23 protein-coding genes and 3 pseudogenes are annotated in these 24,802 nt (G+C 63.7%); 14 read left to right on the top strand and 12 right to left on the bottom strand.

Translation table 11 applies throughout. The features are described from left to right. Positions 1-51 precede the first annotated feature (51 nt). From BLU32_RS01375 to BLU32_RS22035, 3 genes and pseudogenes are all read left to right on the top strand, one after another. A complete protein-coding gene (locus BLU32_RS01375) occupies positions 52-1,245 on the top strand; it encodes a DUF932 domain-containing protein (RefSeq protein ID WP_093804650.1) in 1,194 nt (397 codons plus the stop codon). Between the two features lie 175 nt (positions 1,246-1,420). Continuing rightward, a pseudogene (locus BLU32_RS01370) lies at positions 1,421-2,407 on the top strand (ParB/RepB/Spo0J family partition protein); the annotation flags it as partial. Positions 2,408-2,626: 219 nt separating this feature from the next. Continuing rightward, entirely contained in the window at positions 2,627-3,058 is a 432-nt protein-coding gene (locus BLU32_RS22035) for a hypothetical protein (RefSeq protein ID WP_197673674.1), read from the top strand. Between the two features lie 74 nt (positions 3,059-3,132). Here BLU32_RS22035 and BLU32_RS01360 read toward each other — a convergent pair whose 3' ends face one another. After that, entirely contained in the window at positions 3,133-4,005 is an 873-nt protein-coding gene (locus BLU32_RS01360; RefSeq protein ID WP_197673743.1) for an SDR family oxidoreductase, read from the bottom strand. A 75-nt stretch (positions 4,006-4,080) separates the two neighbouring features. Next, on the bottom strand, positions 4,081-4,827 hold the full coding sequence (locus BLU32_RS01355) for an SDR family NAD(P)-dependent oxidoreductase (protein WP_093804649.1): 747 nt from the start codon (positions 4,825-4,827) through the stop codon (positions 4,081-4,083). Between the two features lie 126 nt (positions 4,828-4,953). Between BLU32_RS01355 and BLU32_RS01350 the strand changes: the two genes are divergently transcribed. Continuing rightward, the gene (locus tag BLU32_RS01350; RefSeq protein ID WP_093804648.1) at positions 4,954-5,568 is read left to right on the top strand and encodes a TetR/AcrR family transcriptional regulator; all 615 of its coding nucleotides are present in this window, start codon (positions 4,954-4,956) and stop codon (positions 5,566-5,568) included. A 26-nt stretch (positions 5,569-5,594) separates the two neighbouring features. Here BLU32_RS01350 and BLU32_RS01345 read toward each other — a convergent pair whose 3' ends face one another. From BLU32_RS01345 to BLU32_RS01335, 3 genes are all read right to left on the bottom strand, one after another. Beyond that, the gene (locus BLU32_RS01345) at positions 5,595-6,173 is read right to left on the bottom strand and encodes a TetR/AcrR family transcriptional regulator (protein WP_093804647.1); all 579 of its coding nucleotides are present in this window, start codon (positions 6,171-6,173) and stop codon (positions 5,595-5,597) included. 252 nt (positions 6,174-6,425) lie between these two features. Continuing rightward, the gene (locus BLU32_RS01340; RefSeq protein ID WP_093804646.1) at positions 6,426-7,361 is read right to left on the bottom strand and encodes an NADP-dependent oxidoreductase; all 936 of its coding nucleotides are present in this window, start codon (positions 7,359-7,361) and stop codon (positions 6,426-6,428) included. A gap of 64 nt (positions 7,362-7,425) precedes the next feature. Then, complete coding sequence (locus BLU32_RS01335) at positions 7,426-7,782, bottom strand: hypothetical protein (RefSeq protein ID WP_093804645.1); 357 nt, start codon at positions 7,780-7,782, stop codon at positions 7,426-7,428. Between BLU32_RS01335 and BLU32_RS01330 the strand changes: the two genes are divergently transcribed. The 3 genes from BLU32_RS01330 to BLU32_RS01320 all read left to right on the top strand — a co-directional run bounded on the left by BLU32_RS01330 (position 7,766) and on the right by BLU32_RS01320 (position 10,475). Continuing rightward, positions 7,766-8,845, top strand: coding sequence for an AraC family transcriptional regulator (locus tag BLU32_RS01330; protein WP_197673673.1), 1,080 nt, complete (start codon positions 7,766-7,768; stop codon positions 8,843-8,845). The two genes, BLU32_RS01335 and BLU32_RS01330, sit on opposite strands and share 17 nt — an antisense overlap. 297 nt (positions 8,846-9,142) lie before the next feature. After that, on the top strand, positions 9,143-10,159 hold the full coding sequence (locus BLU32_RS01325; protein WP_093804643.1) for an NADP-dependent oxidoreductase: 1,017 nt from the start codon (positions 9,143-9,145) through the stop codon (positions 10,157-10,159). A 16-nt stretch (positions 10,160-10,175) separates the two neighbouring features. Then, positions 10,176-10,475 (top strand): putative quinol monooxygenase, encoded by a 300-nt coding sequence (locus BLU32_RS01320; RefSeq protein ID WP_093804642.1) that lies wholly within the window; start codon positions 10,176-10,178, stop codon positions 10,473-10,475. 34 nt (positions 10,476-10,509) lie between these two features. Here the strand turns inward: BLU32_RS01320 and BLU32_RS01315 are convergent, their stop codons facing one another. Beyond that, a complete protein-coding gene (locus BLU32_RS01315) occupies positions 10,510-11,448 on the bottom strand; it encodes a LysR family transcriptional regulator (protein WP_093804641.1) in 939 nt (312 codons plus the stop codon). A gap of 95 nt (positions 11,449-11,543) precedes the next feature. Between BLU32_RS01315 and BLU32_RS01310 the strand changes: the two genes are divergently transcribed. Both BLU32_RS01310 and BLU32_RS01305 read left to right on the top strand, forming a co-directional pair. After that, entirely contained in the window at positions 11,544-12,530 is a 987-nt protein-coding gene (locus tag BLU32_RS01310) for an MBL fold metallo-hydrolase (protein ID WP_172838513.1), read from the top strand. Between the two features lie 272 nt (positions 12,531-12,802). After that, positions 12,803-13,081, top strand: a pseudogene (locus tag BLU32_RS01305) (helix-turn-helix transcriptional regulator); the annotation flags it as partial. Here the strand turns inward: BLU32_RS01305 and BLU32_RS01300 are convergent. Both BLU32_RS01300 and guaA read right to left on the bottom strand, forming a co-directional pair. After that, positions 13,053-14,309: pseudogene (locus tag BLU32_RS01300) on the bottom strand (tyrosine-type recombinase/integrase). The pseudogenes BLU32_RS01305 and BLU32_RS01300 sit on opposite strands and share 29 nt — an antisense overlap. Positions 14,310-14,603: 294 nt before the next feature. Beyond that, a complete protein-coding gene (gene guaA, locus BLU32_RS01295) occupies positions 14,604-16,151 on the bottom strand; it encodes a glutamine-hydrolyzing GMP synthase (protein WP_093804639.1) in 1,548 nt (515 codons plus the stop codon). A gap of 262 nt (positions 16,152-16,413) precedes the next feature. On the opposite strand from guaA, the gene BLU32_RS01285 reads away from it, so the two are divergent. From BLU32_RS01285 to BLU32_RS01270, 4 genes are all read left to right on the top strand, one after another. Next, positions 16,414-17,604 (top strand): lipopolysaccharide assembly protein LapB, encoded by a 1,191-nt coding sequence (locus BLU32_RS01285; protein WP_093804637.1) that lies wholly within the window; start codon positions 16,414-16,416, stop codon positions 17,602-17,604. 72 nt (positions 17,605-17,676) lie between these two features. Then, on the top strand, positions 17,677-18,318 hold the full coding sequence (locus BLU32_RS01280; protein WP_093804636.1) for a thioredoxin family protein: 642 nt from the start codon (positions 17,677-17,679) through the stop codon (positions 18,316-18,318). 20 nt (positions 18,319-18,338) lie between these two features. Further along, entirely contained in the window at positions 18,339-18,983 is a 645-nt protein-coding gene (locus BLU32_RS01275; RefSeq protein WP_093804635.1) for a hypothetical protein, read from the top strand. A 140-nt stretch (positions 18,984-19,123) separates the two neighbouring features. After that, positions 19,124-20,059 (top strand): DMT family transporter, encoded by a 936-nt coding sequence (locus BLU32_RS01270; RefSeq protein ID WP_093804634.1) that lies wholly within the window; start codon positions 19,124-19,126, stop codon positions 20,057-20,059. Between the two features lie 12 nt (positions 20,060-20,071). Here the strand turns inward: BLU32_RS01270 and BLU32_RS01265 are convergent, their stop codons facing one another. Further along, positions 20,072-20,959, bottom strand: coding sequence for a LysR substrate-binding domain-containing protein (locus BLU32_RS01265; RefSeq protein WP_093804633.1), 888 nt, complete (start codon positions 20,957-20,959; stop codon positions 20,072-20,074). A 206-nt stretch (positions 20,960-21,165) separates the two neighbouring features. Between BLU32_RS01265 and BLU32_RS01260 the strand changes: the two genes are divergently transcribed. Next, positions 21,166-21,474 carry a DUF1127 domain-containing protein gene (locus tag BLU32_RS01260; RefSeq protein WP_093804632.1) on the top strand — a complete coding sequence of 103 codons (309 nt, stop codon included), beginning with the start codon at positions 21,166-21,168 and terminating at the stop codon, positions 21,472-21,474. Positions 21,475-21,625: 151 nt separating this feature from the next. Here the strand turns inward: BLU32_RS01260 and BLU32_RS01255 are convergent, their stop codons facing one another. The 3 genes from BLU32_RS01255 to BLU32_RS01245 form a co-directional block, all read right to left on the bottom strand. Then, positions 21,626-22,396 (bottom strand): DUF937 domain-containing protein, encoded by a 771-nt coding sequence (locus BLU32_RS01255; protein ID WP_093804631.1) that lies wholly within the window; start codon positions 22,394-22,396, stop codon positions 21,626-21,628. A gap of 104 nt (positions 22,397-22,500) precedes the next feature. Further along, on the bottom strand, positions 22,501-23,874 hold the full coding sequence (locus tag BLU32_RS01250) for a glutamate--cysteine ligase (RefSeq protein WP_093804630.1): 1,374 nt from the start codon (positions 23,872-23,874) through the stop codon (positions 22,501-22,503). Positions 23,875-23,974: 100 nt separating this feature from the next. Then, positions 23,975-24,724, bottom strand: coding sequence for a 16S rRNA (uracil(1498)-N(3))-methyltransferase (locus BLU32_RS01245; RefSeq protein WP_093804629.1), 750 nt, complete (start codon positions 24,722-24,724; stop codon positions 23,975-23,977). Positions 24,725-24,802: the final 78 nt, after the last annotated feature.

Raw genomic sequence — 24,802 nt, 5'->3', positions numbered from 1 at the left:
GGGTGACTAGCTGGGAGAGAGGCTCCCGCGCCCGTCGTGGAGATTGGTCCCATGAACATGCAAGTACGCGATGCGCGCCGTGACACGAGCGGCGGTTACAAGGTGGACGTCAGCCGTGGCGAGCGGATCGGCCGCGTCTCGTCCGAATGGTTCTCGCGCCCAGCCGACGAGCGCTACCTGTCGCTGTCCGAGTTGGCGCGATCGGTGCGCGATCGCGCCGATCGCAGCCGGACCCGCGTGGTGGAGAGTGCGCTCATCCACGTCGAGGCGAACCGCAACGACCCGGAACGGCTAGCGCTGATCCTGCCGGACACCGACACGGCCACCGCGCCAACGCACTGGTCCTTTGGACAGCTCGCCAGCCTGGTCGGAGCGCCCGCCGCCTATCTCAGGCAACTCCCAGCCGCACTTGCCGCCATCAACCTGCAATACGGTCTGACCTCCAATCGGGCCGAGCAGATCAAGACACTCGAAACCGATACTGGCCGTGTCGAACTGCGCGCCGTCACTGGCCCGGACTATGGCCGCATCTTCGACCACGAACCGGTCGAGGCGGTGCAGCGCATCGCCGGCAACGGCACGGGCGACACCCGGTGGAAGGTGCCGGACGTGCTCGACTGGTCGACCGGGATCTGCAATCCGCGCGTCGACATCACCAAGGATACGACCACGCTCTATGCCTCCGACCGCGACGTCTTCCTGTTCCTGGTCGACGACCTGAATCCGATTGAGGCCGGCCGACTGCCGGACGGATCGCCCGACCTTTATTTCCGGGGCTTCTATTGCTGGAATTCCGAGGTCGGCGCCAAGACGCTCGGTATGGCGAGCTTCTATCTGCGCGCGGTCTGCCAGAATCGCAATTTGTGGGGCGTGGAGGATTTCGAGGAAATCACCACCCGCTACTCCAAATATGCGGCCAATCGCTTCGCGCACGAAGCGGCCCCCGCGCTGCTGAACTTCGCGAACTCCTCGCCCCTGCCCTTCGTCAACGGCATCAAGGCCGCCCGCGAACGGATCGTCGCCAGGACGGACGAAGACCGCACAGACTTCTTGCGTCGGCGCGGTTTCTCAAAGGCCGTGACCGGCAAGATCATCGACAGGGTGCTGGCGGAGGAAGGCCGCCCGCCGGAGTCCATCTTCGACTTCGTGCAGGGCATCACCGCCGTCGCACGCGACAAGCCGCATCAGGACGCCCGCCTCGACATGGAGGGCAAGGCCAAGAAGCTGCTCGATCGAGCCGCCTGATTTCCGCAAAGCCGGGGATGCGGTTTCCCATGTCTCCGGCTTTGCGCTTCCGTGCTTTTCTGGTTTGCCGGTCCGTGGCGCTGCCCCCTATAGAGGAAGAGGGCGGCGCTTCGCTTCGTGACGGGTTTAGGGTCGAGAGAGAGGCTCTCGGCCGTCCGTCGCGGAGTATATCCCGATGGCTACTGCCGTTCAAAAGATCACCCTGTCGTCCTCGCGCGACATTTCCTTCAAAAAGCTGGTGCTGAGCCAGTCCAACGTCCGGCGCATCAAGGCTGGCGTGTCGATCGAGGATCTGGCAGCCTCGATCGCCCGTCGCGGCCTGATCCAGAGCCTCAGCGTCTTCCCCGTCGTTGACGCCGAAGGCGTTGAGACCGGCATGTTCGAGGTGCCGGCTGGCGGCCGCCGCTTCCGCGCACTCGAATTGCTGGTGAAGCAGAAGCGTCTCGCCAAGGTCGCGCCCGTCCCCTGCGTGGTCCGCGATCGCGACGGCGCCATCCTCCCCGAGGAGGTGTCGCTCGCCGAGAACATCGAGCGCGCGCCGCTCCATCCGCTCGATCAGTTTCGCGCCTTCCACGACATGCTGACCAAGGGCATGACCGAGGAGGAGATCGCCGCGGCGTTCTTCGTGCCCGTCAACGTGGTCAAACAGCGGCTGCGCCTCGCAACCGTGTCGCCCGCGCTGCACGACCTCTATGCCGACGATGGCATGACGCTGGAGCAGCTCATGGCCTTCACCGTGTCCGGCGACCACGAGCGTCAGACCCAGGTCTGGGACGCGATCAAGGACGCCTGGTCGAAGGAGCCCTACCAGATCCGGCGCATGCTGACCGAGACCACGGTGCGCGCCTCGGACAAGCGCGCCGTCTTTGTCGGTCTCGACGCCTATGAGGCCGCCGGAGGTGTCACCATGCGCGATCTCTTCCAGTCCGACGATGGCGGCTGGCTGCAGGATCCGGCGTTGCTCGACCGCTTGGCCGCTGAGAAGCTGAGGGCCACGGCCGACGAGGTCGCCGCCGAAGGCTGGAAATGGATCGAGGTCGCTATCAGCTTCCCCTATGACGCGACCCGCGGCCTGCGGGAAATCCCCGGCACGCCAATCGATCTGACGGTCGAGGAACAGGCGACTATCGAGGCGCTCACCGCCGAGCAACAGAAGCTCGAGGAACGGCAAATCCGTTGCATCGCTCGGGAGCAGGCCGCGTGCAGATCGGCTGCAGCCCGATGGCGATCCGACTGTACCACCTGCCTCGGGGTCTAGGAGCGATCCGGCGCTGCCTGCGGCGCGATCGGACGGCCTCTTTGTGGCGCGCAGCGACAGTGCGGGACTGCGCTCGACCGAGCGGACCTATATCCGGCCCTGGTCAACAGCGACTTCAGCGGCATGACGACGCCTTGTCTGGTCGTGACGGGCGACAAGGACATCAACCCGATGTTTTCCGAGCGTGCGGACTGGCGGGCGGATGCGTATCGGCTTGCTCCCGGCCCCAAGTCGCTCCTGTCGGTGAACGAAGCCGGGCACATCTTCGGCGGCATATCGGGCTATGACGCGGCAGAAACATCGGACGAAAGCCCTGAACGCGTTGCCGCCGTCCAGCGCATCACCTGGGCCTATCTCAGGACCGCCCTTTATCCCGATGATCCGGCCTGGAGCACGATAAAAAGCGAAACTGAAACTGGCTCCAGGGGCGGATCGAGAGCAAATAGACCAAGGCGTCAGCAGCCGGTCTCCTGGCTCGGCGGCGGACTATTGTGCCGCCGAAGTGACTTCTGCCACAGATCTGTCAATCCCGGCGCATTGGCGTCGCCTCGATAGTTTCGTGGCTACGGGGGCAGGCATGGTCTCGGACTCCATTCGCGGGATGATGCTTCAAGGGGGTAGGCGTTCGTTCAGATCGAAGCCAGAATGTCCTGGATGAGGTCGGCCTTCTGCATGGATTGCCAGTTCAGGTTTTGCCTTGTCAGGTCACTGGATGCGGGAACGTCCATTCGCGCGATCCGGTCAAGCCAACCGAAGTGGGATGCCGAGTCTTCTTCGGAAAGTGACGTCACCGGCACATCCAGCCTTTTGCCGATCGCTTCGGCGACGTCCCGGACCGCAACGCCCTCCTCGCCGACCGCATGGTAGCGTTCGCCACTCGCATCATTGTCGAGGACAAGGCTGTAAAGCCGGGCGGCGTCGAGCCGGTGAACCGCCGGCCAGCGGTTTTGTCCGTCGCCCACATAGGCCGAGACACCGTGATTGCGCGCATGATCCATCAGGTAGGAGGCAAATCCCTGCCGGCTCTGATCGTGGACCTGCGGCATCCTGATCACCGACACGCGAACGCCACTGTCGGTCAGCGCCATGGCCACCTGCTCCGACACGCGCGGCAACCCATGAGCGCCGGCCGGCAGAATGTCGGTTTCGGTCGAAACCCGTCCCATCAATGGCGGCAGGCCTGATGTGACGATGAACCTCTTGTTCGATCCGGCAAGGGCGCTGCCCATCGCTTCGATCGCGATGCGGTCCATGTCGCAGTTTTCCGCCATGCGGGAGAAATCATGATCGAAGGCCGTGTGAATGACGGAATCGGCCTGCTCTGCACCACGGCGCAAGCTCTCCAGATCGCGCAAATCGCCCGGTAGGACGTCGCAGCCGGCTTGCCGCAGGGCATCGGCTGACGTGTCCGAGCGCGCAAGTCCCAGCACCTGGTGCCTGTCGTTAAGCAGGTTGGCGACGATCGCCGAACCGATGAACCCGGTCGCGCCGGTCAGAAAAATTCACATTCCATATCCTTCAAGTTGGCTTCCGTGGAGGCTTGCCTCTCTCAGAGCAGACCGTCCTTCCGTGCGTCTTCACCAAGGCACGGTTCCATTTTCATCGGAGAAGGTTCCGGTTGGTCCGTTGTCGCCGATCAAGGCAAGCCGTACAGGCTCGCGCGCGCCTTCTTCGACGCTGCGCGTGCCGTTGAAGTTGTTGAGCGCGGTCGAGGTGAAGCCGGGGCAAGCAGCGTTGACCTTGATGTTGGTGCCTTCGAGTGCGAGCGCAAACGCCAGCATCACGGCGTGTGCCGCTGCCTTTGACACGGAGTAATTGCCAAACATCCGCCGATGCGGATTGGCCGGATCGGAGTTGTGCGTCAGCGATGCGCCCGAGCTCCCGGTGATAACGATGCGGCCTGCAGGCGACTCGCGCAGAAGCGGAAGCATTGCCTGCGTCGCGGCAATGACGCCGAACACATTGGTCTCGAACACCGTCCGGATATCGGTAAGAGGCGCGTCCGTCAGCAGGTTTCTTCTGACGGCCTCCGCAAACTCCTGGTTCGGCTTTGCCCGCGATATCCCGGCATTGTTCATCAGGATATCCAGGCGGCCGAACCGGGTGCGGATGAGAGCGGCCGCCTGAGCTATCGACGCTTCATCCGTGACGTCGAGCTGAATGGCGTGGGCTCGCCCGCCAATGTCCCGGGCCGCCCTCTCTCCCTTTTCAAGGTTGCGCGCGCCGACGATCACCGTCAGTCCTTTTGCAACCAGCTCCTTGGCTATCTGGAGGCCGATGCCTTGAGTGGCTCCGGTTACGAGAGCGATGCGTTCGTCCGACATGATGAAGTCCCCTGGTTTCTCTGCTGGCTTTTTGAAGCCCGACGGCGTATTAAACGGAACAGTCTTCCGCCTATATACGGAACGTTGTTCCGCTTAACAAGCGCGTATTGGAGAATTTTGGAATCCATGGCTGGCAGGTCGTCGGAACGGAATGTGCGCGCAGATGCGCAGCGCAACATTGAGACACTGGTGCGCACGGCACGGGACGTGTTCGCCACATCAGGGGTCGAGGCTCCGATGCGCGAGATCGCCGAAAAGGCAGGTGTCGGCGTCGGGACCATCTACCGCAACTTTCCCCAGCGCTCCGATCTGATTGCAGCGGTGTTTCGCAGTGAGGTTGACGCCTGCGCCGACGCCGCGGCCAATCTTGCGGAAGCCTTCCCTCCCGGGGAAGCGCTCGACCGCTGGATGCAACGCTATGTCGACTTCATCGTTGCCAAGCGCGGACTGGCTGCAGCCCTGCATTCGGGCGACCCCGCGTTCGAGGCCTTGCCGGCCTATTTCGACAGCCGGTTCGAGCCGGCCTTGCAAAGGCTGCTCGACGCCGCCGTCACCGCCGGAGAAATACGCCCCGACGCAAATCCCTATGATCTCTTGCGAGCGGTCGCGAGCCTGTGCATGCCGTCAAGCGATGGAAATCCATCAGCCGCTCGCCGGCTGGTCGCGTTGCTGGTCGACGGGCTGCGTTATCGCGCGGCCGTTCCACAAGGCACTGCGAGCCCCGCACATAAGCCCGACTAGACACTGGGCAAATCTTCTCAGGTAGGTTATACGCGCTGGTTTTCCGGGACCCCGCCAGGCCGCCTCAAGAGAATGGCGTCCGATATGATGTCGAAGAGGTGATCCGCGCGCGGGACGAGCGGAGGCTGGTCGGCGAGCCAAGCCAGAGCGCTGATCAGTGCGAAGAGATCGTTGCCGTCCATGTCATCCCGCGCCAGCCCCCTGGCCTGCGCCCGCTTCAGAAGCTCCGCTCCCGCCTGGCGCAGATCCACGCATGAGGAATGCAGGGCCGAATTTTCGTCGGCAATCGCCGCCACCATCGGCGCGATGACGCCCTTGTAGCTGTGTGTCACCGCGATCGCCTCGCGCAGCCAGCTTACCAGCGCCCCGTCGGCTTGTTCGCACTTTGCCAGTTCGCCGGCCCTCGCGCTCAACGCGTCGAAGCTTGTGCGCAGCAAGGCCTCCAGCAAGGTTTCGCGCGTTGGGAAATGGCGATGCAGGGTTCCATCGCCAACTCCGGCCTTGCGGGCAATATCACGCAGCGACGCATCGGCACCGTCCCCGGAAAGAAGGTCGCGGGCGACAGCGAGGATGTGGTCGTAGTTCTTCCGGGCGTCTGATCTCATGAAATCACTTAACAAGTGGAGCGACGCACCGTCTAAACGGGGTATCGCTCCATATAATGCGGGGCAGTGCTCCAGCTGTAGCACGCTTGCCTCGACAGGACAAAAGCCATGCCAAATGAAACACTGAAAACCCTCCGGATTTTTGCTTTCGGCGACAGCGGGTGGATTTCCCGTCATTCTGGGCACCGACCTCTCAGAGGTGGTCGAGGCGGTTGCCGAGGATATTGAGGGTTTTGCGACCGGCGACGAGGTCTACTCCATGGGAGCAATCAACAGCTTTCCTTTGGGGTTGCCCGTCTTTTCGAGCGCAACGATGGCCGGGATCGCTTCTGACAGCGGCACGACGCGACCAATCACCGGGGCGAGCTTGCCTTGCTCGGCCGCTTCAGAAATGCCCGCGAAGCTTTCGGGGGTGGGATTGGCGATCACGACGTGATGCCGCGGTGAAAGCAGGCAGCCGATCATCTTGGCGGGCGTGGGGACGATGTGCAGTGACATGCCGCCCTTCTTAAGCATCGCGCCACACTGGCGCAGCGACAGCGCGCCTGCGGTATCGAAGATGACATCGAACCGGCGTCGATAAGACCCGATATCGAAGGCGTTGTAGTCGACAACCTCGCTCATGCCCAGCGCCTGAGCGTCCTCGCGTCCGGATGCACGACAACTGCCGGTGACGATTGCCCCTTGCATGCGTGCGATCTGCACCGCCGAACGCCCCACGCCTCCCAGACACCCGGTGATGAGGACGGACTGACCGACTCTCAGTTTCGCCTTTGCGATGAGGCCGATCCAGGCTGCTGAACCGACAACCGTCATGGTCGCCGCCTGCTCGAAAGTGATATTGGAGGGCTTCAGTGCAACTGTTTTTGTTTCCACTACGACATAATCCGCGAAAGCGCCCGCTTGCCGGATCGAGGCGGCGCCGAAGACTTCGTCACCCACCTTGAATTGCTTTACGTCGGGCCCGACGGCATCGACCACACCGGAAAAGTCATGGCCCAGGCCGCGCGGAAAGTGCGAACCGGACAGCATTTTCATTTCGCCACGCCGGATCTTCCAGTCCATCGGGTTGACGGATGCAGCCTTGACCTGGACCAGAATCTGGCCGCGTCCAGGTGTCGGCCGATCCACATCGGCGAGCGAAAGCACTTCCGGGTCGCCATACTTGAAATACTGGATGCGCTTCATGAATTGTTCTCGTCCGTTTGCTCAGCTCTAAAATCAGTTCGCAGCGTAAAACGCATCGTGCTCATCAGCCCGCCCACCAAACCCAGATGAAGGCTGCCCCAAGCACCGCCTCCGCGACGGCCGAACGAAAAATGCCCGCACTGGCACGTCGAGCCAAAAATTCGGACAGCCCAAGACCCGCCAACAGGAAGGACGTTCCGCCCATGACCAGGCACACCATTGAGCGGATTTCCGAAGGGGCGGCCGTTCTGCCGAGATAAAACATCAGAGCGAGGGCGAGATACATCGCGCCCATCCGGCGAAACAGAATGATCGCTCCAGCCGTGCTTTCGAGCCCCCACTCTTTGAGCACGCTCCCGCCGAAGAAGATGAAGCGGACGCCGAGAGCGCAACAGGCGGCCGTCATGACGAGCGCCAACATCTCAAATGTCAAAGCCGATCTCCTCGAGAAAATATTCGCCGAACCGGAAGAGCATCCAATTATAGGTAGTCGACTTCAGACGATCTATGCGCCAAAATCCTATCTTTGTTGGAGATCATCCAGGATGGACCCGCTATCCGATATCATCTCGTTTCTGCGACTGCGAAGCTATCTCGTGGGCGGCTTCGAAGCCGGTGGGAGCTGGTCGATCGGCTTTGACGCCCAGGAGGCCATCAAATGCTACGCGGTAACTGCCGGCGCGTGCTGGATCGCGGTGGAAGGCGCGGGCGAGCCTGTGTTTCTGCAGAAGGATGATTGCTTCATGCTGCCGCGCGGCCGGCCGTTTCAAATCGCCAGTGACCTGAGCCTGCCTCCCGAGGACTGGCGGCGCCACTTTCTCGGTGCTGAAGAGGGAGCCCTCGTCAAGCTCAACGACGGCACCGGAGTGACGGTGCTCGGCGGACATTTTGCGCTCGCCGGGCCGCAGGCGGAGATTTTGCTCGGCACGCTGCCGCCAATCGTCCATTTGCGCGGCGAGACCGAGGCCGAGACGCTGCGCTGGGCCTTCGAGCGGATGCAGCAGGAACTGACCGATCTCAAGCCGGGCGGCATCCTCATCGCACAGCAACTCGCGTGCATGACCTTCATCGAGGCGCTCCGTCTCTATCTGAATGACAACAAGGGTATCGGCTGGCTGTTCGCGCTGTCGGATCAACGGGTGGGGGCAGCCATCGGGGCGATCCACCGAGAGCCATCACGGCGCTGGACGGTGGAAACGCTCGCCACTGAAGCCGGCATGTCGCGCGCCAGCTTTGCCGCGCAGTTTCGCCGGTTGGTCGGCGAAAGTCCGATCGAGTATCTCACGCGCTGGCGAATGCTCCTCGCCGGACGCAGTCTGGAGCACGGCGAACCCATCGGCGCGATTGCCCATTCCCTCGGCTATGAATCGGAAAGCGCGTTCAGAACGGCCTTCAAACGCGTCACGGGCACGACGCCCCGCCATCACGCGCGTACGTTCGGCCAGTGTGGTACCGCGCGGTTCCCCCTGCAGGGCAGTGCGTAGTCGCGGCGTATACTTTGGGCGACGTCGAACAGGTGTCCGGACCGTCATCCTCAGCAGGCGGCTTCAAAGAGAAACCAGTTCTCGTTGACAAGGGAGATGCGTTTCGCGACGCATCGGCGCCCTCCCCGGATAGAAGGTCGCGGGCGACAGCGAGGATGTGGTCGTCGTTCTTTCGGGCGCCTGATCTCATCACATGGCTTGACAAATGGAGCAGTGATCCGTTTAAACGGGGCATCGCTCCACATAATACGGGGCAGTGCTCCAGCTGTGGCACGCTTGCCTTGAAAGGACAAAGCCATGTCGAATGAAACAATGAAAGCCGTCCGGATCCATGCCTTCGGCGGCCCGGACGTCCTGCAATACGAAGATGCGCCGAAACCCGTACCGGGGTCGGGCGAAGTCCTGGTTCGCGTTCATGCCATCGGCATCAATCCTCCCGACTGGTACCTGCGCGACGGCTTCACGACGCTTCCGCCGGAATGGCGCCCGCAGGTGGACTTCCCGCTCATTCCGGGTACCGACATCTCAGGTGTTGTCGAGGCGGTCGCCGAGGATGTCGAGGGCTTTTCCGCCGGCGACGAGGTCTATTCCATGGTGCGCTTCTTCAGCGTCGGGGAAAGCAAGGCCTATGCGGAATATGTCACCGTGCCGGCGTCGGAACTTGCGGGGAAGCCTGCCGGCATCGATCACATTCATGCCGCCGCAGCCCCCATGTCGTTGCTCACCGCCTGGCAGTTCATGGTGGAACTCGGGCACAGCGAACCGAACCCGCTGCAGCCCCTCCTGCATCAGCCGGTCCCGCTTGAGGGCAAGACCGTGCTGGTGAACGGGGCCGCAGGCGGCGTCGGCCATTTCGCGGTGCAGGTGGCGAAGCTGAAGGGCGCGCGGGTCATGGCTGTAGCCTCAAGCAGACATGAGGCCACCCTGCGCGACCTCGGGGCCGGCGAGTTCATCGACTACACCAAAACCCCTCCCGAGGACGTCGCCCACGAGCTCGATCTTGTCGTCGATGCGGTGGGTGGTCCGACGACGGGTCGTTTTCTCCAGACCCTGAAGCGCGGAGGCGCCCTGTTTCCGGTCTATCCGCTTGGCTTTTCGGATGCCGAAGAGGCCGAAAAGCGAGGCATCACCGTGTCCGCAACCCAGGTCCGCTCCAGCGGTGCTCAACTGACGGAACTCGCCCGCCTGCTCGATGACGGGACGATCCGCACAGTCATCGACAGCACCTATCCGCTCGCCGAGGCACGCCAGGCACATGAACGCGCCGCCAAGGGTCATATCCAGGGAAAGATCGTGCTGACGGCCGACAGATAAACGGGAGGTTACCGACATGCTGATACTCATGGGTTACATCCACATTGATCCGCTGAACGTCGACGCCTTCGTCCGCGACGTTCAGGCGATCAGTCTCGGCACAAAGACCGAAGAGGGATGCCTGTTCTACGGCTTCACACTGGATGACGGGCCAACGGGACGCTTCCTGGTTGCCGAGCGCTGGCGGGATCAGGACGCGCTCACGGCCCATCTTGCAAGAGCGGAGACGCTGGTGTTCCTGAAGACCTGGGGTGACCGGATGAAAGGTGACCTCCAAACCTACGAGGTGATGGAGGATCTGCCCAGATCAAGTTGAACCGCCGGCTCCTGGCCAAGGCCCGCGCATCGTCTTATGACCCCTCCGGCGCCGCGACCGACCTCAGGTCGCGCGCCAGCTCTATGTCCGGTGTGCGTGCCAGCTCTTCGATGAAGCGATCCATGAACAGGCTGACACGGCGACTGGCAGCCAGACCGGGCGCGCGGATCAGGTAGAGCAGCTTGGGGACCAGAGGGCGCTCGGGCAGAATGATTTCGGCATCGCCGCGAGCCAGAAGGTCGGCCATGAGATATCGGGGCGCCTTCGCGAAGCCCAGATGGTTCTGCACGGCGTGCAGAATGAGATTGGGCATCTGTGCAGCAAAGGAAACGGTGACAGGAGCAGTCCCACCATCGGCAAAGACGATCGTATTTTCGGCAGGATCGTCCCGGTACTGGATGTAGTCGAGGGGAAGCAGGTCCGCCGGTACTTTCGGTCTTCCCACACGGTCGAGATAGCTGCGCGATGCGACAAGGCAAAGCTCGATCTCGGCCAGTTTGCGCACAGTGCCGTTGCGGGCGCCATCAGTGCTTGCCTGGATCGCCAGATCAAGTCCGGCTTCGACAAGATCGACCAGATCGTCGGTGGCACGGAACTCGATCTTCAGCTTCGGATGGGTGCGGCGCAAATCGGCAAGCACGGGCACGAGCAGGCTTTGCGCCACCAGAAACGCGCAGGAGAGACCCAGGCGACCGTCGGGTGAGGACCGCAGTGCGGCGAGCGCATCCTGCATCTGTGACAGCCGGGCGAGCACCTCGACGCCATGGCTGACGGCCAGGCTGCCCGCTTCGGTCGGGCGCACGCCGTTACGGCCGCGCACGACAAGCGTGAGCCCCAATGACTGCTCCAGGGCGGCAATCTGCTGGCTGACGGCAGGCTGGGTGATGCCGAGACGTCGGGCGGCGGCCGAAAGGGAGCCGGTTTCGCAGGCGGCCACAAGCGATCGCAGGGCGGCAATGTTTTCCATAAGCATGCCTTATGTCTTCTATAAGAGTATCAGTGATACCGTAGATTTATCATTATCTCTACTTATGGGTCCAGACAACACACTCAATGGAAGGATCGATGATGACAGTTTCCAGACGGATTTTCATGCGGGGCGCGGTACTGGCGCCAGCAGCACTTGCAGCGCCGGCGTTGTTGCGTCTTGCACACGCGGCAGAAGCGGAGAGTGTTCGCGCGCCGACGACACCGCAGTTTCAGCGCCGAATGGTGGGCAAAATCGAGGTGATCGCCCTGATGGATGGGATGATCCAACGCCCGAAGGAAATGATTCCCGGCTACGACGAGGCAAAGGCGAGCGCTGCGGCCAAACTGGCGCACAAGCCGCATGATCCGGCAGCCATCGCCATCGGCATCAACGGCTATGTGATCCGCGCCGGGGGTCGAGTGATTGCCGTGGACACCGGTTCCCCCGCAGGCCTGGCGCCGACGCTTGGCGGATGGCACGCGGCGCTGGCGGCGGCAGGCATCGCGACAGATGAGGTCGATACGGTGTTTCTCACCCATCTGCACCCCGATCACGTCGGCGGCATGACGGACCCAAACAGCGGCGCGGCGCGACTGCCCAAGGCACGGATGATCGCATCCGAGGCGGATTGGGCCTTTACCTTCGATGCGGGGGTCTACGCGTCGATGCCGAAAGAGGTTCAGCAGGGACTTGATATGTCACGCGCAATGGTCGCGCCTTATGAAGCAGAAAAGACATTGATCACGCCGGGGGACGAAATCGCGCCGGGTCTGACGAGTGTTGCGATGCCGGGCCATACGCCGGGGCATATGGGGCTGCGGTTGGACAGTGGCCGCGAAAGCCTCCTGATCTGGGGCGATCTGCTGATTGCGCCTGCCTACCAGTTCGCCAATCCGGACTGGGGGTTCGCGCTGGATACAGACAAGGCGGCCGCTGCAGCCACACGGGCCAGGGTCCTGGATATTACGGCGACGGTCGGGATGATGGTCGCAGGCATGCATCTGGATTTTCCGGGCTTTGGCTATGTCGAGCGCGCCAAACAGGGCTATGGCTTTGTCGCGGCGCCTTGGGACTACCGGACCTGAAGACATGCCTGCGCTCCCGACGGGATGCAGGCTTTGGGCGCGGGCTGGATGCTGAAGGGAGTTGTGTCTGCCTCGGGCTCCCGTCTAGTCTCGGGCCTCTCACCATCCCGGCTCGTCCATCAGCGCCTATTCGTCGTATGCGGCAACTAGCAGCCGAGAGAAACCCGCCGATGTGTACGCTATAGCCCGAAATCGCCGCACGGCAGTTCGAAGGGGCTTCCAGCATTGACATCTATCGTTCTCAATCGCCTTGGCAATGAAGGAGATTGAGAATGCCGAAGACGGAAACCACCCAAATCAGGCGAACAATCCGGCGCCACCAACTGCGCGAGATGGTGCCGATGGCTGACAGCACGATTTATGAAATGGAGCAGCGTGGCGAGTTTCCCCGCCGGTTCGCGCTGTCTCCGCGTTGTATCGTATGGGACTTGGCCGAGGTCGAGGCTTGGCTCACGGCACGGCGGGCTACGCCGATCCGTCGAGCACAGCACCCTGATGTCACCAAGCGCAAAACCCGACCGGTCAAAGGGCGGGATCAAGCTCCATCACAGGCATGGTTGGCGGCAGAAGCGTTGGGGCGTGCTTCCGACCGTCGATCCAGGCATCAACGGTATCCGCCCACTGCCGCATCATATGCCGACGCTGCACCTCATACTCAGCCTTGTTATAAACGCCACGTGATGAACGCCCGTCCTCGTGCGCAAGGCACTTTTCGATCCAGTCGCTGTTAAAGCCCAGCTCGTTTAACAGCGTCGAGCCCGTTCGACGCAGATCATGGACCGTGAAAGGCTCCAGCGGCAGCCCCTCCTTCTTGGCCAAGTCGACGACGGCATAGGTGATCCGATTGAAGGTCGCGCGCGACATCGGGGCGTCCGCATCATAGCGGGAGGGCAGCAGATACCGTGAGTTGCCGGCGCAGGTCTTGAGCGCGATCATGATATCCAACGTCTGTCGGCACAGGTAGACGTTGTGCGGCTTCGATCGCTTCATGCGCTCCTTCGGGATCGTCCAGACGGCGTTGTCGAAATCGATCTCGGCCCATACTGCATCCTGCAGCTCGCTCTTCCGGACCATGGTGAGGAGGTACAGCTTCATGCCGAGGCGGATCGTCGGCAGCGTCGCGACATGCTCGAGCTGTTTGAACATGATGCGGATCTCTGCGGGCGAAAGAGCGCGGTCCTTCGGCGTAAAGGTGGCGATCGAGGCCGGGCCGACGTCATCGGCCGGGTTGGCGACCTTCTCGCCGTGCAGAATGGCGTAGCCGTAGATCTGCTTCAGGATATCCCGCACATGGATAGCAGTTGCAGGCGCACCCCGTTCGACAATCTTGCCGCAGTGAGCGCGCAGTTCATCAGGTGTGATCTCTGTCAGGAGACGATTCCGCCAGACGGGCATGAGTTCGCGTTCGAAGATGGAGCAACGCATCGCGCGCGTGCTGTCGGCCATGGTCGCGTTGGTCAGCCATTTCTCGCCGAACTGGCCGAAACTCTTTGCTTCCTTGATCCGGCGCTTCTCCCGCTGCTTCTCGATGGCGGGGGACCGCCCTTCGGCGATCGCGCGCCGCGCGTCGATGCATAACTCGCGAGCCCTGGCGAGCTATATCCCGTCACGGGCATACCTACCGAGATAGACGGTCTCCCGCCTGCCGTTCAGCCGATAGTCGAGCCTGACCGAGATGGCGCCCGACGGTGCAACGCGCACATACATGCCGTCACGATCAGATACCTTTTACATTTTGGCTTTTGGTTTCAGGCACTTAAGTGCTGCATCGGTCAACATTTCGGGTCTCCTCGCGGAAAAGTACCGTCACGCGGTTTTTGGAGGCCGATGGCGTAGAAAACGCTTATACTTCAGTGCTTTATATCGAAAAAAGTACCGTCATGAGCCTCATTGCTCCTGACGGTACTTTCGTTTTTCCGGTTGATCAATGGGGGCGAGGCCCGTCAGCGAGGCCGCCGAACCCGATCTATGCCCACCGATAGATGTCGATAGGCATAGGAGGAATTTATTTTTACTTTCAGTGTGTTAGGTCGTAGAGCAGCGTAAATTCGGCGGCGTTCGGATGGGCCTGAATCATTCCCACTCGATGGTGCCCGGCGGCTTCGACGTCACGTCGTAGACCACCCGGTTGATGCCGCGCACCTCGTTGATGATGCGGGTCGCGGCGCGACCGAGAAAGTCCATGTCGAAATGGTAGAAGTCCGCCGTCATGCCGTCGACAGAGGTCACGGCGCGCAGCGCGCAGACGAATTCATAGGTGCGCCCGTCGCCCATCACGCCCACGGTCTGCACCGGCAAAAGCACGGCGAAGGCCTGCCAGATGGCATCGTAAAGGCCGGCCTTGGCGATCTCGTCGAGGTAAATCGCATCTGCCTGGCGCAGGATGTCCATCTTCTCGCGGGTGACGCCGCCCGGACAGCGGATCGCAAGCCCCGGCCCCGGAAAGGGATGACGGCCGACGAAGGCGTCCGGAAGACCGAGCTCACGGCCGAGGTCGCGGACCTCGTCCTTGAAGAGTTCGCGCAGCGGCTCGACGAGCTGCATGTTCATGCGCTCCGGCAGACCGCCGACATTGTGGTGCGACTTGATGGTCACCGAGGGGCCGCCAGTAAAGGAGACGCTCTCGATCACATCGGGATAGAGCGTGCCCTGTGCCAGGAACTCCGCGCCGCCGACCTTCTTGGCCTCGGCCTCGAACACCTCAATGAAGAGCCGGCCGATGGTCTTGCGCTTCTTTTCCGGGTCGGTCTCGCCCTCGAGGGCGGAAAGGAACGTGTCGGCGGCATCCACATGCACAAGCGGAATATTGTAGTGCTCGCGGAACAGCGACACCACCTGCTCGGCCTCGTTCAGGCGCATCAGGCCGTGGTCGACGAAAATGCAGGTGAGCTGGTCGCCGATCGCCTCGTGGATCAGGACGGCGGCAACCGCACTGTCGACGCCGCCGGACAGGCCGCAGATCACGCGGCCATCGCCGACCTGGGCGCGAATCGCCTCGATCGCCTGATCCTTGTAGGCGGCCATGCTCCAGTCGCCGGCGAGCTCTGCCACCTTGTGCACGAAATTGGACAGGAGCTTCGCCCCGTCCGGCGTGTGGACCACTTCCGGGTGGAACATCATGCCGTAGGTCTTGCGCTCGGGATTGCCGAAGACCGCGAAGGGGGCGCCATCGGAGCGCGCGAGGATCTCAAACCCTTCCGGCGGCTCGATGACCCGGTCGCCATGGCTCATCCACACCTGATGGCGCTCGCCGTCCTTCCACACGCCTTCAAACAGCGGGCAGTCCTTCTGGATCTCGACGTAGGCGCGGCCGAATTCGCGGTGATCGGACCCTTCCGCCTTGCCGCCCATCTGCACGCACATGGTCATCTGGCCGTAGCAGATGCCCAAAACCGGCAGGCCGCTGTCGAACACGAGCTGCGGAGCGCGCGGGCTGCCCATCTCCGAAGTGGAGGCCGGGCCGCCCGACAGGATGATCGCCTTGGGATTCAGGCGGTGGAAGCCTTCCTCGGCGGACTGGAAGGGAACGATCTCGCAATAAACGCCAGCCTCGCGCACGCGGCGCGCGATCAGCTGGGTTACCTGGGAGCCAAAATCGATGATGAGCACTTGGTCGGTCATGCGCAGCTTCTACCCAAAGATTTCGCGGTTTTGAACCGAAATCTGCACCGGGATCGCAACAGCGCCGCATTGTCGTTCGAAGGCTGCGGATAACCTGGGTTCCGACGCGCCGATTTCGCCTTGTCCTTTGACCGACGCGGCGCGTCCCCCTACGCTTTGTTCCGTGCTTTGCCCATGCGCGGCGGTGCCCATCGGCGCCGCAGTCCGGGAAACGCCGATCCTGCGTTTCATCTCATCGCGCAGCCAAGGAGCCCCGCCGGCCATGTCGTCTTCTCTCCCGCCGTCTTTCGACGGTCCCGCCGCAGCCGGCCTGTCCCGGGCGCTCAACGATGCGATGGCGCGCGAAAGCGCCGGCGATCTCGACGCGGCGCTGCGGATCTATCTCGATATCGTCAACCAGGAGCCGCAAGCGCATGAAGCGCGCTACCGCGCCGGCACGGCATTGCTCAGGCGCGGCGATCTGGACGAGGCCGTCACGCTGCTGCGCCAGGTGGTGTTCTCCTGCCCCGACCATCTCGCCGCACGGGCGAACCTCGGCAACGCCCTTTTGCTGATGGACCGCCTCGAACCCGCGCGCGACGCCTTCTTGGCCGTGCTCAAGGCAGAGCCGGACAACCGCAATGCGCTCTATGGTCTGGCAACGATCCTTTTGCGTCTCGACGAACCCCGCGAAGCCGCCCCGCTGACCAGACGCCTGTTGCAGGCGCTGCCAAACTCCGCCGCCGCCCTCACCCTGGATGCGGACGCGCAAGGCCCGATCGGTCAGGTCGCGGCGGCAATCGCGCAGTACCGTCAGGCCTTGCGGATCGACCCCGGTTATGTGCCGGCGCTGTCGGGCCTTGCCACAATCCTGTTTCGCCAGAGCCGGTTCGACGAGGCGGAGGACTATGCCCGACAGGCGGCCCTGGTCCACCCGACGGACCTCGCGCCGCTGTCGTTGCTCGGCACCATCCTTCTGGCGCGAGAGGACTGGCCGGGCGCCATCGAGGCGTTCACCGCCGCACAGGAACTCGACGCGACCGACGCCACCTCGTCCATAAACCTGTCGAATGCGCATCGCCGCTCCGGCAATCTCGCCTCCGCGCTGCATCATGCCCGCGCGGCCTGGGATCTCGCCCCCTCCAGCAAGGCCGCCGCCAATGCTCTCGGCACGGCCCTTGCGGCTGCCGGCGCGGGAACGCAGGCGCGGGCCGTCCTGATGGCGCAGGGCGAGCGCGACCAGCTGGCCCTCAAGGTCTGGCAGGATCTCGATGCGCTTGGCCGGCACCTGGAAAAGGCTGCGGCCGAGGCACAAGCTGAAGCCGCGCAGACCGGTGCGCCCGGGAACGCACAAGATCCGGAGCGGACCGACGCGGCAGCACCGGAAACGGCAGCCGACGAGGCACCGCCGCAAGAGGACCCGCAGGCACCCGGTGAGCCGGACACACTGCCGCTGTTTCCCGAAGACCGATGATCTCCAGGGTGGGTGCCAAGGTGCCAACAAGCTGATATATTCGTTTCACGGAATGCGTCTGGGAGGAGCATCATGATTACACGCAGGCAATTCGGGCAAGCGGCTCTGGCGGGCGGCGCCCTGGCAGCGGGCGGCGCGCTGTCGCTCGGGACCGGCACCCGCACGGCGGGCGCGGCAACCCTTGGCGACGACGGGCTCTACAATCAGGACTGGTTCGTCGAAAGCTTTCTGGAGCTTGAAGACGATCTGGCCGAAGCGCACGACGCGGGCAAGCATTTGGTCGTCATGTTCGAGCAGGCGGGCTGTCCGTTCTGCCGCAAGACGCATGAAGTGAACCTGGAGCGGGACGACTATCTTCCCTATCTCAAGGAGAACTTCGCGATCCTGCAGCTTGATCTCTTCGGTGCGCGGGAGGTCACGGACTTCGACGGAACAACGCTGGAGGAACGGGCACTGGGCCGCAAATGGCTGGTGAACTTCACGCCGACGATCCTGTTTTTTCCCAACGACCCGCAGGCGGTCGCGGGCAAGTCGGGACGCGAAGCGGAAATCGCCCGGATTCAAGGGTATCTCCCACCCTTCTATTTCTATCATTTCTTCGAATGGGTGCGCAGCGGCGCCTATCGCGACGAAGGCTTCCAGCGGTATTCCAACGACCGGCTCGAGGAAATGCGGGCGAAGGGCCAGACCCGCGAAACCTGGCGTCTGGGATAAGGACGCCATACGCCACCGCCATGTCCGACCGGCCTTCCCCTTTGCAAAACCGCGTGGCGCCGGACGGAACGCTCCACGCCGTCACCGCGCGTGGCACACTGATGGGCAATCGCGGCGGGCGGCTGCACGATCGCGCGAGCGGTCGCCTTAGCCGCGCCCGCTGGACATCCAGACGCTGGATCGCCTGCTTGCTGTGCTTCAAGCAGCGCAAGCGCGCGGTGATGGCGGCCGGATACACGGAGCTGTTCTTTCTCGACGAAACAACCGCGCTCGCGGCGGGCCACCGGCCGTGCTTCGAATGCCGGCATGCCGACGCGCTGGCGTTTCAGGCGGCCTGGCAGCGGGCGGAGGATCTCGACGCTCGACCGGGCGCCGACGCGATGGACCGCGAGCTACATGCCGAGCGCGCGGTCTCCGCGCGCGCCTCCCTGCCCGTCACCGCACTCGACGACATCCTGCGAACCTGTCCCGACGGCACGATGGTGCGGGCGAAAAGCGGCTTTTTCGCCAAGCGGGACGGCGGGCTGCTTTCCTGGCAGTTCGACGGTTACCGCCGAGCTCCGCCCCTTGACCCCGCGACGCCGGTCAACGTGCTGACGCCGGCTGTCGTGATCAAGGCTCTCGCAACCGGATATCCGCTCGGCTGGCACGCAAGCGCGGGGTGAGGCGCGCGTCGATTGCGCGTTGCGGATATCAACAGCGCTCATCGATCCGGCCACATATCCTGATTGGTCGAAAAGGTGCGGATCGGGCATCATGAAACGCTCAACTCTTTTCTCCCGCCGCTCCTTCGACAGGCTCCCTCATGACCACGCTCGCTCCCGCCGCCCCGCTTGGCGGCGATCCATCGCTGTCGCCCGCCGATGCAGCCCTCTACGCCATGACCGTCCTCGTCTGGGGCGTGTCGTGGTATGCGCTGAAGCTCCAGCTCGGCAGTGTCGCGCCGGAAGTCTCGGTGTTCTGGCGTTTCGTGCTGGCAGCCGCGATCATGATGGGCTGGGCAATGGCGCGCCGCGCGCCGCTGCGGTTTTCCTGGCGCCAGCACCCGCGTTTCGCCGGGCTTGGCCTCTTCATCTTCTCGACCAATTTCACGCTGTTCTACTACGGCGGACAGCACGTGCCGTCGGGCCTTCTGGCGGTCGTCTTTTCGCTGACCTCCGTGGTCAACCTAATGCTTGGATACCTGTTCTTCCGGCAGACGATCAGCCGCCGCGTCCTTGTCGGCGGGTGTCTCGGCGTGGCCGGCGTGGCGCTGTTGTTCTGGCCCCAGATCTCGGACGTCGGCGGCATCGACGCGGGCGCGCTCGCAGGCCTCGGCCTTTGCCTGGCCGGGACGCTGTCTTTTTCCCTCGGCAGCATGGTGTCGGCGTCGAACCAGAGGGCCGGCATTTCCGTCGTTTCGGCGAGCGCCTGGGGGATGGCCTACGGGGCGCTGTTCCTCGGGCTGTTCGCGGCTGTTCGCGGCGTGTCCTTCGCGGTGCCGATGACCGTCGCCTATCTCGGCAGCCTGGTCTATCTGGCGATCTTCGCCTCGGTGATTGCCTTTGCCTGCTATCTCACGCTGATCGGGCGGATCGGATCGGCGCGGGCCGGCTATGCCACCGTGCTGTTTCCCGTCGTCGCGCTGATGGTCTCCACGGCGCTTGAAGGCTTCGTCTGGGGCACGGCCGCGCTGCTGGGGCTGTGTTTCGTTCTGGCCGGCAACATTTTGGTATTGCGCAGCGGGCGCGCCCGCGTCTGAGGCGTGGGCGGCCTATTCCGCGGCGGCCGACATCTGCATCGACACATTGCCGATCGCCGCCTGGATATGCGCGCAAAGCGCATCGTGCACCGGATCGACCGCGGCGGCGGCACGGATCAACGTGATGTCGCAGGGCGGCAAGGTCGGGAAGCCATCGCTCTCGCCAAGGATCCGCATGCCGGAGCGCACGGCACTTTCCGGCAGCACGGCAATTGCCAGACCGGCCTGAACCGCACCGATGAGAGCGGCCGCGCTCGAGGAGCTGTAGGCGATGCAGTAGCGCCGGTTGATGCGGTCGAGCAGCGAGATCGCCTGCGTTCGCCAGGAGCAGGAGGTCGGGCCGAGTGCAAGGCGCACGATCTCCTCGCAATGCAGGCAATGATGCGCCGGCGCGACCCAATGCAGCGGTTCGCGACGAATGACCTCGCCGGGCATGCGCGCACAGTCGCCCGAGGTGACGATGGCGATGTCGAGGTCGCCGCGCTCGATCATCTCGCCGGTGCTCGACGAGGCCTGGCATTGCACCGCAATCTCGATCGCCGGATTGAGCCGCGCGAAAGCCGCAAGCACCTGCGGCAGCAGCCGGTCGGCATAGTCGTCCGGCAGCCCGAGACGGACCCGGCCGACGGTCGTCGAAGCTGCAAAGGAAGCCATCGTCTCGTCGTTGAGGCGGATCATGCGTTGCGCATATTCGATCAGGCGATGTCCGTCCTCGCTCAAGCGCGACTGGCGCCCGTCCTTGACGAAGATCGTCCGCTCAACCCGGTCCTCCAGCCGCTTCATCTGCATCGAGACGGCGGACTGCGTCTTGTTCACGGCCTCCGCCGCCTTTGTGAAACTGCCGAGTTCGGCAATGGCGAGAAAGGTGCGCAGCTGGTCGATATCGAGGGCCTGGGGCATCACTGTTTCCATTGCGTCAGATAGTGCACTTGTCGAATACATCACAAATCGAGATCGGTATCCATTCAAAACATTCGTTTGAGAAATACATCAGGCACGCATAGGTTTTGTCATACCAAAGGGAACGCGGCCCCTCACTTCTCCTCCCCCACCGCCGCATCCAGACCCCAGGCATCCAAACCCGGTTGCCGGAAAGGAGAGACGTCATGTCACATGCCATGGACCCCTGTAGTTCACCCGCCACCCGGTCTCCCGCAACCGCCGCGCGCCCGTTTCTGGCGGCCCTCTCCTTTGGCTTCGGCGCACTGGTCCAGACCGTCTGGCGACGGCGGCGCAATCGTCGGATCGTTGTCGGTCTTCTGGAGATGGACGATCACATCCTCGCCGACATCGGTGTCACGCGCGGCGATGTCGCGATTGCCCTGTCGGGCGGCGACATCCGCGATCCGAGCGTTCAGCTCGCACTCATGCGCAACAACAGCCGCCCGGTCGGCCGGCCCGTTCGTCGCCGCTGACCGGTTTCCCGACCCGTTCGGGACCCTTCCCCTCACCGCACGATGACGGCCCGAACCTTCCCGTCACCGTGTGCCGAGGCCCTGTCGGCCCCTCGCCGACACACCTGCCCGCCTCATCCGAGGCGGGCTTTTTTTTGGGAAGCGGCCTGCCTCAGGTGTCGGATCCACCGCGCGGCCCGCGCTCAAAGAACCGTTCGAACCCGCGGATCTGGCTGTCTTGAAGATCGCGGCCGAGCGCCATCCAGTTGTCGACCAGAGCGAACGTCTCGCCCGGCGTATCCTCCGCCTCCGGCTCCGTGTCCGGCACGGTTTCCGGGGGCACCTCCGGGACAGCGCCGGAGTCCGCGCTGTCAGCGGGCGTCTCATGCGCCTGCGTCGCACGGTCGAAGAGCCCCATGTAGCCGTCCCAGAACGAGCGCATGGCCTCGGTATAGGGTTCCATCATGCGCATCGGATTGGGAATGGGCTTGGGCCGGCCCCTCGCGTAGCCGGATAGGAAAGCGTCGAGCAGATCGCGGGCGGGCCCCGCGGTAAAGCGGCGGGCGACCTGGCCGAGCGCCAGCGTCGCCACCACCGGCATCAGGGTTTCCACGCCCGGCCGGTCGAGGCCGGTCTGCTCGGCGATGAAATCGGCAAGGGCCGCCTGTGTCTCGGCAGGACCGAAAAAGAGCGCCAGCGGTTCGCCGACGAGACTTTCGGGCCTCGGCAGGCCCGACGCGCGCCCCGGTCCGGGAAGAAGCGCCATCAGCGCCTCGAAACCGGAGGGCGAGGAGCCGAAATGGCGCATGCCGGCAAGGGCTGCCGGCATCAGCGCCTCGGCGGCGCGCAGGGTATCGGCATCGCCCCAGCCGAAGCGGCTTTGCATGTCCCGGGACAGGGAGGCGGGATCGAAGGCGGCGAAGGGATTGAACGAATCTGACATTTGCGCGGCCTTCCTGTTCGGGGGCCGCCATCATCGGGCGTCCGTGGCCGACGGTCAAATCGCCGGTTGTCTCCGGCCCGGATCACCCGGCAGGGCCTTGCATGTCAGTAGGCATAGTCCTTGTAGGCCCTGGAGAGATCGCCGCCCCATTCGCCTTCATAGCGGCGCAGCATGACGTCGGCAGGCGACAGGCCGCTTGCCAGCGTTTCCTCGACCGCGGCCAGATGCACGCGCTCGTCCTGGCCGCCGTCGTTCACATTGGCGCGGCGCTTCAGTCCCTCGCGCGACAACGCCAGCATTTCCTTGGCGAGGTCGAGCACCCGCCTGTTGCGGAACGGCGTTTCCAGCCCGCCCGCGGGCACATCGTTGCGAAGCGCCAGCCGCTCCTCCGCGCTCCAGTCCCGGATCATCTCGTGAGCCTGATCGAGCACGCCGTCATCGTAAAGCAGCCCGACCCAGAGCGCGGGCAGCGCGCAGATCCGCCGCCACGGACCGCCGTCGGCGCCGCGCATTTCAAGATACTTCTTCAACCGCACGTCGGGAAACAGGGTCGAGAGGTGATTGTTCCAGTCCCCGATGGATGGGGTCGGATCGGGGATGACACCGTTGAGCGCCCCGTTCATGAAGTCGCGAAAGGTGGTGCCCGTGACATCGTGATAGGTCGACCCGCGCTTGACGAAATACATCGGCACGTCGATTGCCCACTCGACATAGGTCTCGAAGCCGAAGCCGTCGTCGAATGCGATCGGAAGGCCGCCGGAGCGGTTGTTGTCCGTGTCCTTCCAGATTTCCGCGCGGAAGGAGCGGAATCCGTTGGGCTTGCCCTCGGTGAACGGCGAATTCGCGAAGATCGCGGTCGCGACCGGCTGCAAGGCCAGACCGACCTGCATCTTCTTGCGCATGTCGGCTTCGCTGGAAAAATCCAGGTTCACCTGGATCGTCGAGGTCCGGTACATCATGTCGAGGCCGAGCGTGCCGACCTTCGGCATGTAACGCGTCATGATCTGGTAGCGCGACTTGGGCATCGCGGGGATTTCATCGCGCCGCCAGGTCGGCGTCATGCCGAGGCCCAGAAAGCCGATGCCCAGCGGCTCGGCCACTTCACGCACCTGCGCCAGATGGCAATTGGTTTCGCGGCAGGTCTGATGCAGATTTTCCAGCGGCGCGCCCGACAATTCGAACTGACCGCCCGGCTCGATCGATATCGCGCCGCCGCCAACGGGATCGGCCAGGCCGATGATCAGGCCGTTGTCCTCGATCCGCTCCCAGCCGAGCAATTTTTCCATGCCGGTGAGAACGGCCTCGATGCCGCGCGGCCCCTCATAGGGAATCGGCGACAAATCGGCGAGATTGAACCCGAATTTCTCGTGTTCGGTGCCGATTCGGAACGCGTCCGCCGGCTTGCATCCTGCCTGAAGGGTCGCGGCAAGTTCCGCCACCCCCGTGATCGGAGTGGAATCGATGGTGTCGCGGGCCATGCACGGTAATCCTTCGAATGGTCGGCGGGCACCATACTCAGCCGCCCCTGTCAAGACAAATGGGTTTTTTCAAAAGCACCCGTCAGGCACGTTGCGCCTTCTATTCCCAGTCGCCGCAAACCGCCTGCACAACCGCTATCGCAGCGACGGCCGCCGTATCGGCGCGCAGCACGCGCGGCCCGAGCGGGATCGCGGTCACAAAGTCGTGCGCCCGCAACAGAGCGCGCTCGTCTTCGGAAAAGCCGCCTTCCGGGCCAATCAGCACCGCGAGCGGCCCGCGCTCCAGCCGCTCAAGCGCGCGAAGCGGGTTCTGCGTCGCCTCGCCCTCGTCGCAAAAGATCATCCGCCGTCCCGGATCGCTTTCAGCGAAGCCGCGCACAAGCGCCTCGAGTCCGACCGGCTCGGAAATCTCCGGCGCGCTGAGCACGCCGCATTGCTCGCAGGCCTCGATGGCGTTGGCCTGCATGCGCTCCAGATTGACGCGGTTTGCCTGGGTGTGCTGCGTCAGCACCGGGCGCAGCGCGCCGGCGCCCATTTCCACCGCCTTTTGCACCATGTAGTCGAGCCGCGCGTGTTTCAGCGGCGCAAACAGGTAGTGGAGATCGGGCGCCGGCGCCTGCGGCCGCGTCCGCGCCGTGCACTGCAGGGACGCCTGCTTGCGCCCGGTCACGGTCAATTCCGCCCGCCATTCGCCGTCGCGCCCGTTGAACAACAGCACCTCGGCGCCGTTCTTCAGGCGCAGCACATTGACAAGGTAATTGGCCTGCGCACGGTCGGCCTCGAGCATACGCCCCTCACCCAGGTCCCCGCTCACGAACAGGCGTTGCATGCGAAACTCGTAACGCGGCATCGAAAATCCCCATTGATGGCGGCTTTGATCCCGCCCTCACCACTTGGCTGTCGAAAGCCCGGACACGCCCCTTGACGG

It is taken from the genome of Stappia sp. ES.058, from assembly GCF_900105595.1.
GTDB lineage: Bacteria > Pseudomonadota > Alphaproteobacteria > Rhizobiales > Stappiaceae > Stappia.
Note: the sequence above shows the minus strand (reverse complement) of the source record. Positions and strands in the feature narration are given on the sequence as shown.

Excerpts from the sequence above, each read along its gene's own strand:
- BLU32_RS01375 (WP_093804650.1), top strand. The coding sequence starts at position 52 with ATGAACATGCAAGTACGCGATGCGCGCCGTGACACGAGCGGCGGTTAC.
- BLU32_RS22035 (WP_197673674.1), top strand. The coding sequence starts at position 2,627 with ATGACGACGCCTTGTCTGGTCGTGACGGGCGACAAGGACATCAACCCG.
- BLU32_RS01355 (WP_093804649.1), bottom strand. The coding sequence starts at position 4,827 with ATGTCGGACGAACGCATCGCTCTCGTAACCGGAGCCACTCAAGGCATC.
- BLU32_RS01350 (WP_093804648.1), top strand. The coding sequence starts at position 4,954 with ATGGCTGGCAGGTCGTCGGAACGGAATGTGCGCGCAGATGCGCAGCGC.
- BLU32_RS01345 (WP_093804647.1), bottom strand. The coding sequence starts at position 6,173 with ATGAGATCAGACGCCCGGAAGAACTACGACCACATCCTCGCTGTCGCC.
- BLU32_RS01340 (WP_093804646.1), bottom strand. The coding sequence starts at position 7,361 with ATGAAGCGCATCCAGTATTTCAAGTATGGCGACCCGGAAGTGCTTTCG.
- BLU32_RS01330 (WP_197673673.1), top strand. The coding sequence starts at position 7,766 with ATGACGAGCGCCAACATCTCAAATGTCAAAGCCGATCTCCTCGAGAAA.
- BLU32_RS01335 (WP_093804645.1), bottom strand. The coding sequence starts at position 7,782 with ATGTTGGCGCTCGTCATGACGGCCGCCTGTTGCGCTCTCGGCGTCCGC.
- BLU32_RS01325 (WP_093804643.1), top strand. The coding sequence starts at position 9,143 with ATGTCGAATGAAACAATGAAAGCCGTCCGGATCCATGCCTTCGGCGGC.
- BLU32_RS01320 (WP_093804642.1), top strand. The coding sequence starts at position 10,176 with ATGCTGATACTCATGGGTTACATCCACATTGATCCGCTGAACGTCGAC.
- BLU32_RS01315 (WP_093804641.1), bottom strand. The coding sequence starts at position 11,448 with ATGCTTATGGAAAACATTGCCGCCCTGCGATCGCTTGTGGCCGCCTGC.
- BLU32_RS01310 (WP_172838513.1), top strand. The coding sequence starts at position 11,544 with ATGACAGTTTCCAGACGGATTTTCATGCGGGGCGCGGTACTGGCGCCA.
- guaA (WP_093804639.1), bottom strand. The coding sequence starts at position 16,151 with ATGACCGACCAAGTGCTCATCATCGATTTTGGCTCCCAGGTAACCCAG.
- BLU32_RS01285 (WP_093804637.1), top strand. The coding sequence starts at position 16,414 with ATGTCGTCTTCTCTCCCGCCGTCTTTCGACGGTCCCGCCGCAGCCGGC.
- BLU32_RS01280 (WP_093804636.1), top strand. The coding sequence starts at position 17,677 with ATGATTACACGCAGGCAATTCGGGCAAGCGGCTCTGGCGGGCGGCGCC.
- BLU32_RS01275 (WP_093804635.1), top strand. The coding sequence starts at position 18,339 with ATGTCCGACCGGCCTTCCCCTTTGCAAAACCGCGTGGCGCCGGACGGA.
- BLU32_RS01270 (WP_093804634.1), top strand. The coding sequence starts at position 19,124 with ATGACCACGCTCGCTCCCGCCGCCCCGCTTGGCGGCGATCCATCGCTG.
- BLU32_RS01265 (WP_093804633.1), bottom strand. The coding sequence starts at position 20,959 with ATGCCCCAGGCCCTCGATATCGACCAGCTGCGCACCTTTCTCGCCATT.
- BLU32_RS01260 (WP_093804632.1), top strand. The coding sequence starts at position 21,166 with ATGTCACATGCCATGGACCCCTGTAGTTCACCCGCCACCCGGTCTCCC.
- BLU32_RS01255 (WP_093804631.1), bottom strand. The coding sequence starts at position 22,396 with ATGTCAGATTCGTTCAATCCCTTCGCCGCCTTCGATCCCGCCTCCCTG.
- BLU32_RS01250 (WP_093804630.1), bottom strand. The coding sequence starts at position 23,874 with ATGGCCCGCGACACCATCGATTCCACTCCGATCACGGGGGTGGCGGAA.
- BLU32_RS01245 (WP_093804629.1), bottom strand. The coding sequence starts at position 24,724 with ATGCCGCGTTACGAGTTTCGCATGCAACGCCTGTTCGTGAGCGGGGAC.